Source organism: Variovorax gracilis (assembly GCF_030317115.1).
GTDB lineage: Bacteria > Pseudomonadota > Gammaproteobacteria > Burkholderiales > Burkholderiaceae_C > Variovorax > Variovorax gracilis.
This window is the reverse complement of record NZ_JASZYF010000001.1, coordinates 162,276-179,752: the sequence shown is the minus strand read 5'-3', so window position 1 is coordinate 179,752 and position 17,477 is coordinate 162,276. Positions and strand designations below refer to the sequence as shown.

14 protein-coding genes are annotated in these 17,477 nt (G+C 69.1%); 2 read left to right on the top strand and 12 right to left on the bottom strand.

The window, feature by feature from the left end; genetic code table 11:
- The first annotated feature begins 10 nt into the window (after positions 1 to 10).
- The gene (locus QTH97_RS00850; RefSeq protein WP_286566081.1) at positions 11 to 1,021 is read left to right on the top strand and encodes an NAD(P)H-dependent flavin oxidoreductase; all 1,011 of its coding nucleotides are present in this window, start codon (positions 11 to 13) and stop codon (positions 1,019 to 1,021) included.
- Positions 1,022 to 1,109: 88 nt separating this feature from the next.
- Here the strand turns inward: QTH97_RS00850 and QTH97_RS00845 are convergent, their stop codons facing one another.
- The 9 genes from QTH97_RS00845 to QTH97_RS00805 are packed head-to-tail and all read right to left on the bottom strand — an operon-like array spanning position 1,110 to position 10,682.
- Positions 1,110 to 1,898 (bottom strand): crotonase/enoyl-CoA hydratase family protein, encoded by a 789-nt coding sequence (locus tag QTH97_RS00845; protein WP_286566079.1) that lies wholly within the window; start codon positions 1,896 to 1,898, stop codon positions 1,110 to 1,112.
- On the bottom strand, positions 1,895 to 2,878 hold the full coding sequence (locus QTH97_RS00840; protein ID WP_286566078.1) for an acyl-CoA dehydrogenase family protein: 984 nt from the start codon (positions 2,876 to 2,878) through the stop codon (positions 1,895 to 1,897). The genes QTH97_RS00845 and QTH97_RS00840 overlap by 4 nt, the downstream gene beginning before the upstream one ends.
- 24 nt (positions 2,879 to 2,902) lie before the next feature.
- Positions 2,903 to 4,060 carry an acyl-CoA dehydrogenase family protein gene (locus QTH97_RS00835; RefSeq protein ID WP_286566077.1) on the bottom strand — a complete coding sequence of 386 codons (1,158 nt, stop codon included), beginning with the start codon at positions 4,058 to 4,060 and terminating at the stop codon, positions 2,903 to 2,905.
- Positions 4,057 to 4,995 carry an SDR family oxidoreductase gene (locus QTH97_RS00830; RefSeq protein ID WP_286566076.1) on the bottom strand — a complete coding sequence of 313 codons (939 nt, stop codon included), beginning with the start codon at positions 4,993 to 4,995 and terminating at the stop codon, positions 4,057 to 4,059. The genes QTH97_RS00835 and QTH97_RS00830 overlap by 4 nt, the downstream gene beginning before the upstream one ends.
- Positions 4,996 to 5,009: 14 nt before the next feature.
- Complete coding sequence (locus tag QTH97_RS00825) at positions 5,010 to 5,996, bottom strand: Bug family tripartite tricarboxylate transporter substrate binding protein (protein WP_286566075.1); 987 nt, start codon at positions 5,994 to 5,996, stop codon at positions 5,010 to 5,012.
- A 25-nt stretch (positions 5,997 to 6,021) separates the two neighbouring features.
- Positions 6,022 to 7,152: an acyl-CoA dehydrogenase family protein gene (locus QTH97_RS00820; RefSeq protein ID WP_286566074.1), complete on the bottom strand. Its 1,131-nt coding sequence runs from the start codon at positions 7,150 to 7,152 to the stop codon at positions 6,022 to 6,024.
- 3 nt (positions 7,153 to 7,155) lie between these two features.
- Positions 7,156 to 8,328 carry an acyl-CoA dehydrogenase family protein gene (locus QTH97_RS00815; RefSeq protein WP_286566073.1) on the bottom strand — a complete coding sequence of 391 codons (1,173 nt, stop codon included), beginning with the start codon at positions 8,326 to 8,328 and terminating at the stop codon, positions 7,156 to 7,158.
- Positions 8,329 to 8,335: 7 nt separating this feature from the next.
- Positions 8,336 to 9,523, bottom strand: a complete 1,188-nt coding sequence (locus QTH97_RS00810) for a lipid-transfer protein (protein WP_286566072.1) — start codon at positions 9,521 to 9,523, stop codon at positions 8,336 to 8,338.
- Between the two features lie 19 nt (positions 9,524 to 9,542).
- The gene (locus tag QTH97_RS00805) at positions 9,543 to 10,682 is read right to left on the bottom strand and encodes an acyl-CoA dehydrogenase family protein (RefSeq protein ID WP_286566071.1); all 1,140 of its coding nucleotides are present in this window, start codon (positions 10,680 to 10,682) and stop codon (positions 9,543 to 9,545) included.
- Positions 10,683 to 10,833: 151 nt separating this feature from the next.
- On the opposite strand from QTH97_RS00805, the gene QTH97_RS00800 reads away from it, so the two are divergent.
- Positions 10,834 to 13,635 carry a winged helix-turn-helix domain-containing protein gene (locus QTH97_RS00800; RefSeq protein ID WP_286566070.1) on the top strand — a complete coding sequence of 934 codons (2,802 nt, stop codon included), beginning with the start codon at positions 10,834 to 10,836 and terminating at the stop codon, positions 13,633 to 13,635.
- Positions 13,636 to 13,638: 3 nt separating this feature from the next.
- Here QTH97_RS00800 and QTH97_RS00795 read toward each other — a convergent pair whose 3' ends face one another.
- From QTH97_RS00795 to QTH97_RS00785, 3 genes are all read right to left on the bottom strand, one after another.
- Entirely contained in the window at positions 13,639 to 14,607 is a 969-nt protein-coding gene (locus tag QTH97_RS00795) for a Bug family tripartite tricarboxylate transporter substrate binding protein (RefSeq protein ID WP_286566069.1), read from the bottom strand.
- Positions 14,608 to 14,666: 59 nt separating this feature from the next.
- Positions 14,667 to 16,550, bottom strand: coding sequence for a feruloyl-CoA synthase (locus QTH97_RS00790; protein ID WP_286566068.1), 1,884 nt, complete (start codon positions 16,548 to 16,550; stop codon positions 14,667 to 14,669).
- A gap of 77 nt (positions 16,551 to 16,627) precedes the next feature.
- Positions 16,628 to 17,452, bottom strand: a complete 825-nt coding sequence (locus QTH97_RS00785; protein ID WP_286566067.1) for an SDR family NAD(P)-dependent oxidoreductase — start codon at positions 17,450 to 17,452, stop codon at positions 16,628 to 16,630.
- Positions 17,453 to 17,477 lie beyond the last annotated feature (25 nt).

The following is a 17,477-nucleotide window of genomic DNA, read 5'->3' as shown; positions in this document are numbered from 1 at the left end:
GCCGCATCTCATGACAGGCTTCCGCACACGGCTCACGGAACTGTTCGGCATCCGCCATCCGATCCTTCTCGGCGGCATGCACCACCTCGGCCAGTCGGACATCGTCGCGGCCGTGGTCAATGCCGGCGCGATGGGGTTCATCACGGCCCGGTCCTTCGAATCGCCCGACGACTTTCGCGCCGATCTGCGGCGCTGCCGCGAACTGACGCAGGGTCGGCCCTTTGGCGTGAACCTCACCCTCTCGCGCCGGCCCGGTGCCAACGCGTGCGTGCCCGAATGGATCGACATCGCCCTCGGCGAAGGCGTTCGCCATTTTGAAAGCGCGGGCGATTCGCCCGAGCACCTGGTTGCGTCGATCCACCGCGGTGGCGGGCTGCTGATGCACAAGTGCCCCAGCGTGCGCCATGCGCAGAGCGCGGCACGCCTCGGCGTCGATGTGCTCGCGCTGGTGGGCTGCGAGGAGGGCGGCCACCCGGGTGCGAACCAGCTGTCTGCCTTCGTCAACGGCGCCTTCGCACTCGAACGCATCGGGTTGCCGCTGGTCCTCGGTGGCGGCATCGGCAGCGGGCGCCAGATCGCTGCCGCCCTGGCGCTGGGCGCCGATGGCGTCGTGATGGGCAGCCGCTTCATGGTGGCCCGCGAGATTCGCGCGCACCAGGCGCTCAAGCAACGCATCGTCGAGGCCGACGAACATTGCTCCACCGCGATCCTCGGATCGATCGGCGACACCTGGCGCGTGCTGCACAACGAGGCCGCGCGCGAGGTGCGCCGGCTCGAAGCGGCAGGTGCGCGCAGCCATGGGGAGTTCGGCGACCTGATCCTGTCCTCGCGGACGCGGCAGCGCGTGTATGCCGAGGGCGACGTGGACGGCGGCATCGTGTCGCTGGGGCCTGCCGGCGGGTTCGCCGACGGGATCGAGCCGGCGGCGCGCATCATTGCCCGCCTCGTCGGCGATGCCGTCCAGGCTGCCGGCGCCTTCACGCGGGTCATCCGCGAGGCTTCGGAGCTCGACGCGAGCTGAACCTGGGAGCCGAAACGCCGGAACGCCGAAACTCCGAAACGAAAACGCCGGCTGGTTGCCGGCGTTTTCGTTGGCGTGCGCAGTACGCCTATCCGCGGAACTCCGGCTTTCGCTTCTCGATGAAGGCCGCCACCGCCTCCTGATGGTCCGCCGTCTGGTGCGACATCACCTGGAAGGCCGCGGACATCTCCAGCAGCGTGTCGAGCCGGCTGTGCAGCGCTTCGCGCAGCAGGCGCTTGGCGAGGCGCACCGCGTGCGGCGGATTCGCGGCGATCGCGCCGGCGATCTCGCGCGCGGTCGGCAGGAGCTGGTCGGCCGGCACCACGCGCGACACCAGGTTCCATTCGAGCGCCTGGCGCGCGTCGATCGTCTGCCCCGTCAGCGTGAGCTCGGTCGCGCGCGACAGGCCGATGATGCGCGGCAGCAGCCAGGCGCCGCCGTCGCCCGGAATGATCCCGAGCTTGACGAAGCTTTCGGCGAACTTCGCCTCCTCGGCGGCGACACGGATGTCGCACATGCAGGCGAGGTCGAGGCCCGCGCCGATGGCCGCGCCATTGACCGCCGCGACCACGGGCACCTCCAGGTTGAAGAGCGCAAGAGGCAGCTTCTGGATGCCCAGCCGGTATTCACGCCGCAGCTCCATCGCCGGCATGGCGCTGTAGCGGCCCATGTCGCGCACGTTGCCGCCCGACGAGAAGGCCGTGCCCGACCCGGTGAGGATCACGGCCCGCACCGAATGGTCGGCATGGATGCGGTCGATGGCCGCGAGGAATTCCGGCACGGCGTTGTTGCCGGTGAGCGCGTTGCGGCGCTCGGGGTCGTTCATCGTCAGGGTGACGATGTGGCCCTCCTGCTCGTAGTTCAGGAATTGGCTCACAGGATGTCCTCCATCGCGAATTGCAGGATCGACGTCGCGGAGTGCGCGAGCACGGCCTCGCCGACGATGCGGTTCCACCAGGCCTCCGAGCCGTCGGCCATGCGCCATTCATGCAGGCGCCGGCTGTAGAGCTGGAGGTCGAATTCCTCGGTCACGCCGATCGCGCCATGCAGCGCATGCGCGGTCGAGGCCACGAGCGGCACGGACGCGCTGGTGCGCGCCTTGGCCGTGGCTGCGGCGAGCGGGGCAGGGACCTTGGCGCCGGCCGCGAAGGCCAGCTCGGCCGCCACACAGGCACAGGCCACATGCTCCGCCATCACGCTGAGCTGGTGCTGAACAGCCTGGAACTTGCCGATGGCCTTGCCGAACTGCACGCGGTCGTTGCAGTAGCCGAGCGTCATGGCAAACATGCGTTCCATCGCGCCGGCGATCGCGGCGGCATGCAGCGCGGCGCTGAAGACCGCGACCTCGCGGCCGTTGTCGCCGATGGGCGCGGGAACGGAGGCTGTCGGCCAGCGCAGCGACGCGGCCTGGCTGCCGCGCACGCCGCTGGTCGTGCGCCCGGCCTGCGCGGCATCGAGCAGCACGAGCTGACCGTCGAGATCGGCGAGCACGAAGTCGGCGATCGAGCCGAACGCGATGTTCGAAGCGACGACCGAGCCGTCGTGCTCGCGTCGGGCATGTCCAGCCAGCGTCACCATGCCGGCGGGTGCGGCGGTGTCGCGCAGCAGGGCGCGCGCCGCGATGCTCTGCGCCGCGGGCACCGGCACCGCATGGCGGCCGAAGGCCACGAAGATCGGGAAGATGGCGTCGAGGTCGAGGTCTGCGCCGCCTGCGGATTCGCTGGCCATCAGCTCCAGGAATCCGTTGTCGGCCAGGGCGCTCCAGAGCGCGGTGGCCGGGCCGCCGTTCTCGATGGCGCGGATCGCAGATGGCGTGCACTGGTCGTTGAGGATGCTCTCGATGGCTTCCGTGAACATGTGTGTCTCCTTGTCTTGCCTGCGTCAGCGCAGGCCCAGGCCGCGGGCGATCATGCCGCGCAGGATCTCGCGCGTGCCGCCGCGCAGCGAGAAGGTGGGCGAGATCTGGCTCAGGTAGGCCAGGGTGCGATGCAGGTCGGCATCGACGGCGCGTGCCGGGTCCGCGGCGACGGCCGCCTCGATGGCCGCGGGAATCGCCTGCTCGAACTCGGTGCCGATGTCCTTCACGAGCGCTGCTTCGACCACCGGGCTCTCGCCGCGCGCGAGCTTGGTGGTGACGGCCACCGACAGGCTGCGCAGCGTCGCGAGTTGGGTTGTGAAGTTGCCGACCAACGTGGCATCGGAGGCAGAGAAGCCGGTCTTGCGCAAACTCGCGATCCAGGTGTCGAGCAGCACCACGCTCGAATACAGGCGCTCGGGGCCGCTGCGCTCGAAGGCCAGCTCGGCATTGACCTGCGCCCAGCCGCTGCCTTCCTCGCCGACCAGCGTGTCGTCGGCGAGCAGCACGTCGTCGAAGGTCACTTCCGAGAAGTGCGCGTCGCCCGTCAGGTCGACGATGGGCCGCACGCTGATGCCCGGCCGCGAGAGGTCGACGATGAACTGCGACAGGCCCGCCTGCCGGTCCTCCGGCGCGCCGGAGGTTCGCACGAGCGCGATCATGTAGTGCGAGCGGTGGGCGTTGGTCGTCCAGATCTTGCGGCCCGACAGGCGCCAGCCGCCTTCGCATCGCGTTGCGCGGGTGCGCACGCTGGCGAGGTCGGAGCCCGAGTTGGGCTCGCTCATGCCGATGCAGAAGAAGGCTTCGCCGCGGCAGATGCGCGGCAGGTAGAAGTCCTTTTGCGCCTCGGTGCCGAACTTGTTGAGCAGCGGGCCGCTCTGGCGGTCGGCGATCCAGTGCGCAGCCACGGGCGCGCCGGCCGAAAGCAACTCCTCGACCAGCACGAAGCGGCGAAACGCATCGAGGCCCGCGCCGCCGTAGCTGCCGGGCAGTGTCAACCCGACCCAGCCTCGCTCGGCCAGGCGGCGGCTGAAGGCCGCGTCGAAGCCCATCCAGGTGCGCGCTCGCACCGCGGGCGCCGCGGGCTCCAGGTGCGTCGAGAGAAATTCGCGCACCTCCGTGCGGAAGGCTTCGGCTTCCGGTGGCAGCTTCGCGAGGCGGAAGGCATCGAGGAGCTGGGTCATGCCGACACCTCGGGAATCTCGCCGGTCGTCAGTGCGTTGGGCGCAGCCTTCTTCACGAGGTCGGGAATCAGGCCGCCCAGTTCCTCGACCGTCCAGCGCCCCTGCTTCTCGATGCGCGGGCCCGCATGCCAGCCTTCGGCCACCGTGATGCGGCCGCCGCGCGCGCCGAACACGCGCCCGGTGATGCCGCTGGATTCGGCGCTGCCGAGCCAGGCCACCAGCGGCGCCACGTTCGACGGATCGAGCGGATCGAAGCCGGGCGCCTCGTTGCGGATCGCCTGCCACTTGGGGCTGGCGAAGATGTCCTCGGTCAGGCGGCTCATGGCGGTGGGGTAGATGGCGTTCACCGTCACTCCGTAGCGGTCCAGTTCGCGCGAGGCAATCACCGACAGCGCGGCGATGCCGGCCTTGGCCGCGCCGTAGTTGGACTGCCCGGCGTTGCAGTAGAGGCCCGACGACGAACTGGTGTTGATGAGCCGGGCCACGCGCTGGCGCCCGGCCTTCGACTCGTTGCGCCAGTAGGCGGCCGCATGCCGCGAGGGAGCGAAGGTGCCGCGCATGTGCACGCGGATCACGGCGTCCCAGTCTTCCTCTTCCATGTTGACGAGCGTGCGGTCGCGCAGGATGCCCGCGTTGTTGACCAGCACATCGAGGCCGCCGAAGGTGTCGATGGCGGTGTCGATCAGGCGCCTCGCGCCGTTCCATTCCGCCACGTCGTCGGCGTTGGCGATGGCCTGGCCGCCCATGGCCTCGATCTCGGCCACGACTTCGAGCGCCGGGCCGGTGGCGGAGCCGGGGGCGCCATCGCCACGGCCGCCGAGGTCGTTGACGACGACCTTGGCGCCCTGGCGTGCGAACTCCAGGGCGTATTCGCGTCCCAGGCCGCGGCCGGCGCCGGTGACCACGACGACGCGGTCCTTGCAGAGCTGATTCATCTTCTGTTCCTCTTTCACTTTTGCGAGATGTCGACCTGCTTCGACAGGGCGCGATAGCGGGCGGTCTCGGAGGCAATCATTTCGGCCATCTCCTTGCTGCCGACGGTGAACACTTCCGCGCCGGCCGTCTCGGTGACGTAGTTGCGGAACTCCGGCTGGGCCATGGCCTTGAGCAAGGCGGCCTCGAGTGTCTTGACCGCGGGCTCGGGCGTCTTCGCCGCGACGCCCAGGCCGATCCACACGTACAGGTCGTAGTTGGGCAGGCCGCTCTCCCGGACCGTCGGCACGGCGGCGAGCTTCGGATGGCGCTCCTTGCCCGTGACCGCCAGGGGCCGCACCTTGCCCGCGGCGATCAGCGGCAGCGCACCGCCGATGTCGAGCAGGGCCAGGTCCACCTGGCCACCCATCAGGTCGGTCTGCACCTGGCCGGGGGTCTTGTAGGGGATGTAGTTGAACTCGATCCCCGCCGCCTGCTGCAGCATCAGAGCGCCGATGCGGTAGTGGTTGCTGTAGCTGGCCATGCTCACCGTCCTGGGGGCCTTGCGAGCCGCAGTCATGGCCTCGGCATAGGTCTTGTAGGGTGACGAGGCGCCCGTGACCAGGACCGCCGCACTGCGCAGCATGGTGGCGAGCGGACGCAGGTCGCGCTGCGCGTCGTAAGGCAGGCTCTCGTTGATGAGCGGGTTGATCACCACCGACGAGGGCGAGAGCATCAGCAGGCTGTAGCCGTCCGCCGGCGACGCCAGCAGGGTCTGCACCGCCAGCACGGCGTCACCGCCTGGCTTGTTCTCGACAAATGTGGACTGTCCGAACTCGGGAGCAGCCAGTTTGCCTACCAGCCGCGTGACGGTGTCGGAGCCGCTGCCCGGGCCGAGCGGCACGATGAAGCGCACCGGGCGCGACGGGAAGGTCTCGGCCTGCGCGTGCTGCGCGGGCAGGGCCAGAGCCATGAGCGCGGACAGTGCCATGCCGAGAAGGCGAGCGGTCGTGAGGTGTTTCAAGCTTGTCTCCTGGTTCTGATTGGATCTACATGCGGGCGAGCCGCGCCGCCTGGGCATCGACGTCGCCGAACAGGTGGTCGAGCACATGGATGCGGCGCAGGCAATGGCCCACGGCGTATTCCTCGGTCATGCCGATGCCGCCGTGCGACTGGATGGCGGCCTGGCACAGCGCCCGGGCATGACGGCCGATGGCGAGCTTGGCGCGCGGCAGGTCGGTCGCGGCGCTGGGAGACTCTGCATCGTCCGCTGCCACGGCGGCGGCGATGGCCATGCTGCGCGCCATTTCGAGCGAGACCGCCATCTCGGCAACGCGGTGGCGCAGCGCCTGGTACTCGCCGATGAGACGGCCGAACTGCTTGCGCGTGTTGACGTAGGCGGTGGTGAGCGCGAAAGCGGTTTCCATCGTGCCGACCATGTCCGCACAGACGGCAGCCGCGCCGGCGGCGACGGTTGCGCGGATCGCGCCGACGGCGCGTGCGTGGTCGGCGGCATCGCCCAGCGGCTGCGCCACGGCGCCATCCAGCGTGAGTTCGCCGGCCGGCGTGTCGTCGATCAGCCGGAAGAGGCGCAGGCTGGCCCCCGGGCTGCCCGCATCGACGAGGAAGAGCGCGAGTCCGTCGGCGTCGCCGGGCTGTCCATGCAGCCGTGCGCTCACGACGAAGCGGCTCGCCGCGCCGGCATGCAGCACGAGCGACTTGATGCCGTCGACGCGCCATTGCTCTCCATCGCGACGCGCGCGCGTCTCGACCCACGGCGTTTCATGGCGCGCGGCCGTCTCGTCGTGCGCCCAGGCCAGGCGCAACCCGCCGCTGGCCAAGGCCGGCAGCAGGCTGTCCTTCTGTGCGTCGCTCGCGGCTTCGCGCACGGCGGTGGCGGCCAGCACGCTCGATGCGAGACAGGGTTCGAGCAGGAGGGTGCGGCCGAAGGCCTGCATCACCGGAAGGCGGTCGGTGGCGCCGCCGCCAACGCCGCCGAAGGCTTCGGGAATGCCCAGTGCCGTGACCCCGAGCTCCGCGAGCTGCGCCCAGGCAACCTCGCTCCAGCCCGCATCGGATGCCGCGATGGCGCGGCGCTTCTCGAAGCCGTAGCGGTCGTCGAGCAGGCGCGTGAGGCTCTCCGAGAGAGCCTGCTGTTCTTCGTTCAGTTCGAATTGCATGGCTTATCCCAGAAGCGTCTTGGCGAGGATGTCCTTCTGCACTTCGCTCGAACCGCCGTAGATGGTGGCTGCGCGATAGAAGAAGTAGCGTGATGCGGTGGCGGCGAGTGGATGCTGCGCGGATGCTCCCTCGTCGGGGCGCCGTTCCAGGCCCGAAGGCCCGGCCAGGCGCGCGAGCAGCGTGGTCAGCTCCTGCATCAGTTCGGAGCCCTTGAGCTTGAGCACGGACGCGAAGCCCGGGTTTTTGCGGGCGATGTCGGGGTCGAGCAGGAAGCGCCAGTTGGTCAGCTCCAGCGCGCGAACTTCCGCGCCCAGCACGGCGAGTTCGGCGCCGAGCTTCGGGTCGTCCATCAGGCGCGATGCGCCCTGGCGGACCTGCGATGCGATTTCGCGCGCGTAGCCCAGGCGCTCCCAGCACAGCCCGATGTTGGCGATGTTGGTGCGCTCGCTCGCCAGCAGGTACTTCGCGCAGTCCCAACCGCGGCCTTCCTCGCCGACGAGATGGGCGACCGGCACGCGCGCGCGGTCGAAGAAGACTTCGTTCAGGTGGTGCTGCCCGTCGATGGAGACGATCGGTCGGATCGACACGCCCGGCGTCTTCAGGTCGATCAGCAGGAAGGAGATGCCATCCTGCTTGCGTGCGGCCTGCTCGGTGCGCACCAGCGCGAAGATCCAGTCGGCGTGGTGCGCGGAGGTGGTCCAGATCTTCTGGCCGTCGACGACGTAGTGGTCGCCATCGCGGACCGCACGGGTGCGCAGCGAGGCGAGGTCCGAGCCCGAATCCGGTTCCGAGAAGCCCTGGCAGAACCACAGGTCGAGGTTGGCGAGCTTCGGCAGGAAGAAGCGCTTCTGTTCCGGGGTACCGAAGCGAAGCAGCACCGGGCCGAGCATCGCGATGTTGAAGGGAAGGGGCAGCGGCGCCGATGCACGCTGGAGTTCTTCCAGCAGGATCAGCCGCTCCGCAGTGCCGAGGCCGGCGCCGCCGTATTCCGCCGGCCAGTGCGGCGCGGCCCATCCACGCTCGTGCAGGACGCGCTGCCAGGCCACGGTGTCCTGCTTGCGGGGCGCATGTCCCTGGCGCAGGCGGTTGCGGATTTCCACGGGCAGTCGCTCCCGGATGAAGGCACGCACATCGTCGCGAAAGGCGGTCTCGCTCGGGCTGAGTCGGAGGTCCATGGCGGACTCAGTTCTTGCCGTAGAGCGTGATGACGCAGGCGCCGCCCAGGCCCAGGTTGTGCTGGAGCCCGAGGCGCGCACCCTCGACCTGGCGCTGATCCGCGCTGCCGCGCAGCTGGTGCGTGAGCTCGTAGCACTGCGCCAGGCCCGTGGCGCCCAGCGGGTGGCCCTTGGACAGCAGCCCGCCCGAGGGATTGACCACGACCTTGCCGCCATAGGTGTTGTCGCCGTCGCGCACGAACTTCTCGGCGCCACCTTCGGGGCAGAAGCCGAGCGACTCGTAGCTGATCACCTCGTTCTGCGCGAAGCAGTCGTGCAGCTCGCACACGTCGATGTCCTCGGGGCCGACGCCGGCGCTCTCGTAGACCTTGGCCACGGCCGAATGCGTCATGTGCGTGCCCACCCAGCTCAGCATCGAGGGCGGCTCGAAGGATCGGACCGGGTCGGTGGTCATCGCCTGCGCGAGGATCTGCACGTCGGTGCGCAGCCCGTGTTTCTTCGCGAATCGTTCGGACACCAGCAACGCGGCGGCGCCGCCGCAGGTGGGCGGGCAGGCCATCAGGCGGGTCATGACACCGGGCAGCAGCACCGTGTCGGCCATCACGTCCTCGGTCGTCACGATCTTGCGGAAGAGGGCGAGCGGATTGTTGGCCGCATGGCGGCTGGCCTTGGCGCGCACGGCGGCGAAGGTCTCCATGGTGCAGCCGTAGCGCTCCATGTATTCGCGGCCCGCGCCGCCGAAGGTGCGCAGCGCCTGCGGCATGTCGCCCATGTCGGCGGTCAGGCCGCGCAGCACGGGCAGGAAGCGTTCACGCGTCGGCGGTCGATCGTCCCAGTGCGATTTGAGCGCGCCCGCCTGCATCTGCTCGAAGCCGAGCGCGAGCACGCAGTCGGCATCGCCCGAGGCAATGGCCTTGCGTGCGAGGTAGAGCGCGGTCGAGCCGGTGGAGCAGTTGTTGTTGACGTTGACGACCGGGATGCCCGTCATGCCGACTTCGTACAGCGCCGTCTGGCCCGAAGTGGAATCGCCGTATACGTAGCCCACGTACGCTTCCTGCACGGCCTCGTAGCCGATTCCCGCATCGGCCAGCGCGCGGCGCGTGGCCTCCGCGCCCATCTGCGTGTAGCTCAGGCTCGCGCCCGGCTTGGCGAAGGGGATCATGCCGACACCGGCGACAAGTACTTTCTCGGTCATTTCATTGCTCCGTTTCGATTCAAAGTTTTCTGGAGATGAGGTCGCGCTGGACTTCGCTCGTGCCGCCGAAGACGCGCGTGATGCGGTAGTCCGTGAACGCACGCGCGATGGGGTACTCCAGCATGTAGCCGTACCCGCCATGCAGTTGCACCATCTCGTCGATGCACTTCCAGAGCGTCTCGGTCGCGAACAGCTTCGCGATCGCCGCTTCCTGTACCGAGATGCGGCGCCGCATGTGTTCGCCGATGTAGTAGTCGACCATCGTGCGGACGGCCACGGCCTGCGCCTTGATGTCGGCCAGCTTGAACTTGGTGTTCTGGAAGTCCCACACCGTCTGGTCGAAGGCCTTGCGGGCCTTCACGTATTCCAGCGTCTGTTCCAGCAGGCGTTCGAGCTTGGCCGCCGAGTACACCGCGATGATCAAGCGCTCCTGCGCCAGTTCCTGCATCAGGCAGATGAAGCCCTTGTTTTCCTCGCCGAGCAGGTTGTCGACCGGCACGCGCACGTTGTCGAAGAAGAGCTCGGTGGTGTCGGCGGCCGGCTGGCCGACCTTGTCGAGCTTGCGCCCGCGGCGGAAGCCCGCGCGGTCGGTCTCGACCATGATCAGGCTCACGCCCTTGGCGCCCGCTGCGGGGTCGGTCTTGCAGGCGACCAGCACCATGTCGCAGTTCAGTCCGTTGCTGATGAAGGTCTTGCTGCCGTTGATGACGTATTCGTCGCCGTCGCGCACGGCGCTGGTCCGCACCGACTTGAGGTCGCTGCCGGTGCCGGGCTCGGTCATCGCGATCGCCATGATGGTTTCGCCGCGGCAGATCTTCGGCAGCCAGCGCTGTTTCTGCTCCTCGGTACCGAAGCGCACGATGTAGGGCGCGGTGATGTCGGAGTGCACCGAGAGGCTCATGCCCGAGACGCCCGAGCGGTGCAGTTCCTCGGCCAGCACGCAGGAGTGGCCGAAGTCGCCGCCGCCGCCGCCGTATTCGGCCGGCACGGTCACGCAGAGCAGGCCTTCGCGGCCGGCCTTGAGCCAGGTCTCGCGGTCGGTGCGGCCGGCCTTGTCCCATTCGGCCTGGCGCGGCAGGCATTCGCGTTCGAAGAAGCGGCGCGCCGTCTCGCGCAGCATTTCGTGGTCGTCGCGATAGACGGTACGGTGGATGTTCACGGGGTCTCCTTGGGAATCGACCGATGCCGGAATTGGCCGGCTTTCGGGTGTGAATGGATTCTGGAAGCCGCGCGCCGCAACCCCACTACCCCGATCGGGTGGCGGGGGGAGGACACCCATGCCCGGGTCGCGCCACAATGGCTGCCCACCCATGTCCACCAAGCCGCATTCCCGTGAACGTTCGCCCGATGCGTCCGCGCTGAAAGCGCTCGTCACCACCAAGATGGTCCCGCCCCGCAGCGCGGGCCGCATCGTCGCGCGCGATGCGCTGCTCGCGCGGCTGATGGAGGCGCGCCGCCGCCGCTGCCTGGTGCTGCAGGGCCCGGCCGGCTGCGGCAAGACCACCACGCTGGTCGCCTGGCGCCAGGCGCTGCTGCCGCTGGGCTTCGACGTCGCCTGGCTCACACTGACGCCCGAGGACAACGAACTCACGCGCCTGCTCGACTATCTGCTGGCCAGCCTCGGGCAGGTTGCGCCGGCCGTGACGCAGGAGGCGGCCGATTTCGCGGGCCGCGGCATCGACAGCGAGGCGGTCGAACGCACGCTGATCGCCCTCGTGCGCTCCATCGCCGCGCACCCGCGCGATCTGGTGCTGGTGCTCGACGACCTGCACCATCTGGACGACTCGCGCATCCACGAGGCCTTGCAATGGCTGATCGACTACGCGCCGTCGAACCTGCACCTGGTGCTGGCTTCGCGCGGCGCCGTCCCCCTGTCGCTGGAGCGCCTGCGCACGGAAGGCCAGGTTTTGGAACTCGATGTGCGCGACCTGCGCTTCTCGCCGGCCGAGTCAGCGCGCTTCCTTCAGTCGCAGCTCGGCAGCATCGACCACCGCGATGCCGTGCTCCTGCACGAGTTGTCCGACGGCTGGGCGGCCGGGCTGCAGCTCCTCGCCATCAACTGGAAGAAGCGCCGGCAGGAGCTCGCAGGCGGCGAGGCCAAGGCGCCGGGCGACTTCGTGCGCACCCACGTGCAGGATCCGCAAGCCTTCTCGGCCTACTTCGAGAAGGAGGTGCTGTCGCGCCTGTCGCCGCTCGAACTCGACCTGCTGATCTGCGCGTCCGCCTGCAGCCGTTTCTGCGCACCGCTGTGCGCTGCGCTGCTCGGCCGGCCCGCGGGTGATCCCACCATGGCGCCGTTGCTGGCGCGGCTGGAGGCCGAGAACCTTTTCATCGTGCCGGTGGAGAGCACCGAGCGCGAGACCTGGTACCGCCTGCATCCGCTCTTGCGCGAGACCCTGCGCGAGCGGCTTGGCCAGCGCAGCGAGGCGGACCGGGTGCGCGTGCACCGCATCGCCTGGCAGTGGTTTCGCGACCACGGCCTGATCGACGAAGCCGTCCGTCAGGCCGTGGCGGCGGGTGAGTGCGCGGCGGCCGCGGCGCTGGTGGAGAAGTCCGCCAATGGCCTGGCCGTGCGCGGCGAGTTGCGCAAGCTGATCGGCCTGGTGCGCCAGCTTCCGCCGGCGCAAGTCGAAGCCCGCGTCGGCCTGCGGCTGTGGATGCTCCGCATGGAGCTGTTCGCACGCCAGTTCGATGCGTTTTCCGCGCACGTCGAGCGCTTGCGTCCGGACATTCCGCCGGACGACGCGATCAGCCATTTCGCGCTCACCATGCAGGAGGCAAGTCTCGCGCTGCAGCGTGACGACACCGACGCCGCCATGGCGCTCCTGCCGCGCCTGCTCGCGCTGCCCGAAGGGGCGGATGCCATGGCGAGCGGCGGGCGCGACAACATCCTGTCATGGCTCTTCATGCATCGCGGCGATTTCGAGCGCGCGCGGCGCGTCCAGCAGGACAACCCGATCCGCCTGGTCGACGGCGTGCCTTTGCGCGGAACGCCTTCGGGCACGCTGCAGGGGCGATGCCTCGTCGGCCTGAGCTATGCGCTGGAAGGCCGCATGACGCAGGCCGAGCGCATCTACCGCGAGGTGCTGCGCGAGGCGAACGAAGGAGGCAGCGCCTGCGTCGATCCGGCCTACCTCGCGACGGCGCTGCTCGGCGAGGTGCTCTACGAGCATGACGAGACCGAGGCCGTTCTGCAACTGCTGGAAGATCGCGTGGATGCGCTGGAGCGCGTGTCGATACCCGACTCGGTGCTGCGCGTGCATCGCACCCTCGCCGCCGCGCATTGGGCGGCGGGAAGGCGGCTCGAAGGCCTCGCCTACCTGGAGCGGCTGGAGGACTACAGCGCGTCCCTGGGTCTCGATCGCCTGCTCGTCCACAGCCTGACGATGCAGGTGCATTGCCGCCTGCAGATGGGCGACCCGGCCGCCGCCGAAACCGCGCTCGCACGGATCGACGAGATCGACGCGCGGCATGCCGACGCCGGGCGGAGCGCGCTCGGCGAGATCGCCGTCGTGGCCGAGCGCGCGCGCATCCGCTGGTCGCTGGCGCGTGGCGACCTCGACGACGCGGCCCGCCGCATAGAGGCCCTGATCGCGCGCATCGAAACCCTCGGCCGCCAGCGCCTGGTCGCCCAATTGAAGCTCATGCGAGCCGTCATCGAGCGCCGGCGCGGTCGTCCCGATGCCGTCCGCGAAAGCACACTGGCGGCACTGCGAAGCGGGCACCGGCTCGGCCTGGTGCGCAGCCTGCTCGATGCGGACCCTTCGGTGCTCGATCTCGTCGCCGAGATCGCGAAGGATGCGTCGCTGGATCCGGTGCTGGCCTTCTATGCCGAGCGGCTGGGCCGTGCCGCGCGCCCACCCGAAGGCGTGGCTGCGGCGGCCGTACCCGCCGATGCGGCGCCCGGCGCTGCAAAGCGGCCTGTCGAGCCGTTGAGCGAACGGGAGCGCGATGTGCTCGCGCTGCTCGCGCAGGCCATGCCCAACAAGAAGATTGCACTGGCACTCGGGCTCTCCATCGATACCGTCAAGTGGCACCTGAAGAACATCTACGGCAAGCTCGGCGTGGCGGGGAGGGACGAAGCCGTGGCCTGGATGCGGGGCGCCGGGTAGACGTCAATCCACCTTTGCGCCGGACACCTGCACCAGCTTCTGGATCACAGGCCCGCTGGCCTCGAAGTTGCGCCGGAACTCCGCCGAGGTGTTGCCCATGCCCACCAGCCCGAAGGCCTGGAAACGCGCCTTCATCGCAGCCGTCTGCACGGCCGCACGGGCCTCCTTCTCGATGCGGGCGAGAACGGCCGGCGGGGTCTTGGCCGGTGCCGTCAGCAGCACGCCGCCGACGGGCTTGAACTCCTCGTCCGGAAAGCCGGCCTCGGCCATCGTCGGCACGTTGGGCACGTCCGACAGCCGCTGCTCGCCGATGATGGCCAAGGGGCGCAGGCTGCCGCTCGCGATGTGCGGCGCCATGGTGCCGAGGGTGCCGATCGCCACGGGGATCTGGCCGCCGATCATGTCCTGGATCATCGGCGCCTCGCCCTTGTAGGCGACGTGCGTCATATCCAGGTGGCGCGATTCGCTCAGGTGGGCATTGAGCAGGTGGCTCGACGAACCGACGCCGTAGGAGCCGTAGGCCACCTTGCCCTTGTTCATCTGCGCCCAGGCGACGAATTCCTTCATCGTGCGTACAGGCACTTCCTTGTTGACCGCGAGCACAAGGCTCGCCGAGCAGATCTCGGTGATGAAGGCGAAGTCGCGCCGGACGTCATAGGGCACCTTCGAGAACATGTAGGGGGCGTAGTAGATCGGCGCCGCATGGGAGAGGAACAGCGTGTAGCCGTCGGGCGCGGCACGGGCCACGGCCGATGCGCCGAGCATGCCGGAGGCGCCGGGCTTGTTGTCCACGATGATGGTCTGCTTGAGGCTCTTGCCCATCTCCTCGGCGAGCACGCGTGCGAGCACGTCGGTGGCACCGGCCGGCGGTGCGGGCACGACGAGGGTGATCGGGCGGCTCGGGTACTCCTGGGCGAAGCCGACGGTGGCGAAGGCGAGGGCGGCCACGGCAATGAATGCCTTGATCTGCATGGAAAGTCTCCTGGTTCTCATGAATTCGGCGCCCGCCGCAGCGGGCCGGGGCGTGGCGCTCAGTGCGCGCAGGCGACGTGAGCGGCCGGCGGGTCGCGAAAGACTTCGTCGACGAGGTGCGCACGGCGTGCTCGCGTGGTGGCCTGGTTCACGTAGCCCTTGTCGGCGATCTCGTTCGCATCCATCGAGGGCAGCTCGGCCATCAGCAGCAGGCGCTCGACGCGCAGGCTCGCGCTCCCTGCATCCTTCTGAAGCCGCTGGCGCAGCGTGGCGACGACAAGCGGATGTGTCGCCAGTTCGGCCGCGCCGAGGCCCGCGAGTTCCGGTGCCAGGCGCTGGCACGCTGCCACATTGGGCCAAGCCAGCGCAGCCACGTAGTCCTGGTCGTGCCCGCAGATGACCGCATCGGTAACGAGCGGCGCACAGCGCTCGATGAGGCCGAGCCGCACAGAGCCCGTGCGCACCCAGGTGCCGTTGACCAGCTTGAAGTCCTCGGCCACACGGCCGTCGAAGCGCATTCCCTGCGTGGGGTCTGCGGGGTCGACCAGCCGGACCGCGTCGCCGAGCTTGAAGAAGCGCTCGTCATCGAACGCAGCCTCGGTGAGGTCGGGACGCGCGACATAGCCCGCGAAGTTGTGCGCCCCGCGCACGCGGATCTCGTAGCGGTCGCCCTCCAGCGGCACCAGCTTGATCTCGGTGCCGGGTGCAGGCGCGCCGATGTTGCCGAGGTCGTCGCTGGCCCAGGTGCGGTAGGTGCCGACGCCCGTGGTTTCGGTGGACGCCAAGCCGGTGGCGAACACGATGCGTTCACCGACCGTGCGCTCGGCCACGCGCTGGATGCGCTCGTTGACGTCCTTCGGCAGGCTCGCGCCGCCATAGCCGAAATTGATGACTCTCGCGAACACGCTCTTCGCAAGCTGCGGGTCGCGCTCCAGTTCGGCGGCCAGCATCGTCCATGCCGAAGGCACGCTGGTCAGCAAGGTGGGGGAGATTTCGCGCAGGTTGCGGACCGTGCGCTCGAACAGGCCCGGCAGCGGCTTGCCGTCGTCGATGTAGTGGGTCGCGCCCAGCAGCACCGAGCGGCCCAGGTTGAGAACGCCGCCCAGCGCGTGGTGCCAGGGCAGCCAGTCGAGGAAAACGGGCGGCTCATCGGCCGCGGCCAGGCTCGCGAACATGTCGAGCAGGTTGGATGCGGCGGCCTGGAGATTGCGGTAGCTGCTCGGAACGCCCTTGGGCACGCCGGTGGAGCCCGAGGTGAAGAGGATCTTCGCGACATCGTCGGGCCGTATGGCCGCGTGCGCCGCGGCCGCTTTCTCGCGGCGCTCGGGCGACAACTCGGCGGCGGACAGCATCTCCCACGACACCTGGCCGGGCTTCGCGCCGCGCACGGCGATCAGCGGGACGTCGACACCGCCAATGGCCGCGATCGCGCGTTCGAACGTGGCTGCGTCCTGCACGAACAAAGCCGCCGGGGGAACAAGCTCGCACACACCCTTCAGGCGGGCAAAGTCCTGGCTCAGCAGCGAGTAGGCGGGCGACACCGGCGCGACCGGCACGCCCACGTATTCGGCTGCCAGCAGGAGCACGAGTTGCTCCAGCGAGTTGGCCGACAGCACGACCAGCGGGCGCGCTTGCCCCAGGCCCATCTCGAGCAGGCCCGCGCCCACTGCCTGAACCTGCTCCCACATCCGGGCCCAGGTGATGCGCCGCCATTCGCCCTGCGCATCGCGCTCGCAGAAGGCGGGAACGTCACCGCGCCGCGCGGCCCACCGGGCGATGGCGCCGGCGAATCCGGTGCAGTCCGGAGCCCTTGGCGCTTGGGGTGAACGCAGGATCAGCGTGCCGTCGGCGCGCCGCTCACACAGCGTCTGCCGTGCCGCGTAGGGCACGGCCCGGTAGCGCACGGGCGGCGGTGCGACGGCCGCGATTGCAAGAGTGGTCATCGATTTGTCTCCATTGTTCTGATCGGCTCGCTGCAGTCAATTTCAAGGCGCCGCTGCATTCGCCGGCTCCGCGCCGTCTACTGCGGCGAGCCCGCCACCGCGATGACCTGTCCGGTGATGTAGTTGGATTCGGGCGTGCAGAACAGATAGACCGCGCCGGCGGCTTCCTCGGGCGTGCCGCCGCGGCCGAGCGGGTTGCGCTGCGCGTGCGACTTGAGCAGTTCGGGATTGAGGCCGACGCGGATGTCCTTGCCCTCGATGTTGATGGTCGCTCCGGCCTTGGCGTCCGCGCTCGTCATGCGGGTGTGGATCAGGCCGAACGCCACCGCGTTGACGTTGACCTTGAAGCGGCCCCATTCGCGGCTGAGCGCGCGCGTCATGCCGATCACGCCGGCCTTGGCCGAGGAGTAGTTCATCTGGCCGGCATTGCCGTTCAATGCGGAGGTCGAGGAGATATTCACGACCTTGCGATGCACCTCGATGCCCTTTTCGGCCTCGGCCTGGGCTTGCGCCTTGATGACCGGATAGGCCGCGCGCAGGATGCGGAAGGGTGCGGTCAGGTGGCAATCCATGATGGCATACCACTGCTCATCGGTCATGCGCTGGATCACGTCGTCCCAGGTGAAGCCGGCGTTGTTGACGATGATGTCGATGCCCTTGAAGTTGTCGACCGCCGTCTTGATGTAGCGCTCGGCGAAGTCGGGCGCGCTGACGCTGCCGACGCAGGCCACCGCCTCGGCGCCGCTCTTCTTGAGAAGCTCCACCGTCTCGTGCGCCGGATCGGCGTCGAGGTCATTGATGACGATGCGCGCCCCTTCGCTGGCGAGCTTCATTGCGATGGCCTGGCCGATGCCGCGGCCCGAACCGGTGACCAGTGCCACCTTGCCGTCGAGTTTTCCCATGTCTGTATCTCCGAGTTGAAAGTTG

Excerpts from the sequence above, each read along its gene's own strand:
- QTH97_RS00795 (WP_286566069.1), bottom strand. The coding sequence starts at position 14,607 with ATGCAGATCAAGGCATTCATTGCCGTGGCCGCCCTCGCCTTCGCCACC.
- QTH97_RS00835 (WP_286566077.1), bottom strand. The coding sequence starts at position 4,060 with ATGACCCAGCTCCTCGATGCCTTCCGCCTCGCGAAGCTGCCACCGGAA.
- QTH97_RS00790 (WP_286566068.1), bottom strand. The coding sequence starts at position 16,550 with ATGACCACTCTTGCAATCGCGGCCGTCGCACCGCCGCCCGTGCGCTAC.
- QTH97_RS00810 (WP_286566072.1), bottom strand. The coding sequence starts at position 9,523 with ATGACCGAGAAAGTACTTGTCGCCGGTGTCGGCATGATCCCCTTCGCC.
- QTH97_RS00840 (WP_286566078.1), bottom strand. The coding sequence starts at position 2,878 with ATGTTCACGGAAGCCATCGAGAGCATCCTCAACGACCAGTGCACGCCA.
- QTH97_RS00800 (WP_286566070.1), top strand. The coding sequence starts at position 10,834 with ATGTCCACCAAGCCGCATTCCCGTGAACGTTCGCCCGATGCGTCCGCG.
- QTH97_RS00830 (WP_286566076.1), bottom strand. The coding sequence starts at position 4,995 with ATGAATCAGCTCTGCAAGGACCGCGTCGTCGTGGTCACCGGCGCCGGC.
- QTH97_RS00850 (WP_286566081.1), top strand. The coding sequence starts at position 11 with ATGACAGGCTTCCGCACACGGCTCACGGAACTGTTCGGCATCCGCCAT.
- QTH97_RS00820 (WP_286566074.1), bottom strand. The coding sequence starts at position 7,152 with ATGCAATTCGAACTGAACGAAGAACAGCAGGCTCTCTCGGAGAGCCTC.
- QTH97_RS00785 (WP_286566067.1), bottom strand. The coding sequence starts at position 17,452 with ATGGGAAAACTCGACGGCAAGGTGGCACTGGTCACCGGTTCGGGCCGC.
- QTH97_RS00815 (WP_286566073.1), bottom strand. The coding sequence starts at position 8,328 with ATGGACCTCCGACTCAGCCCGAGCGAGACCGCCTTTCGCGACGATGTG.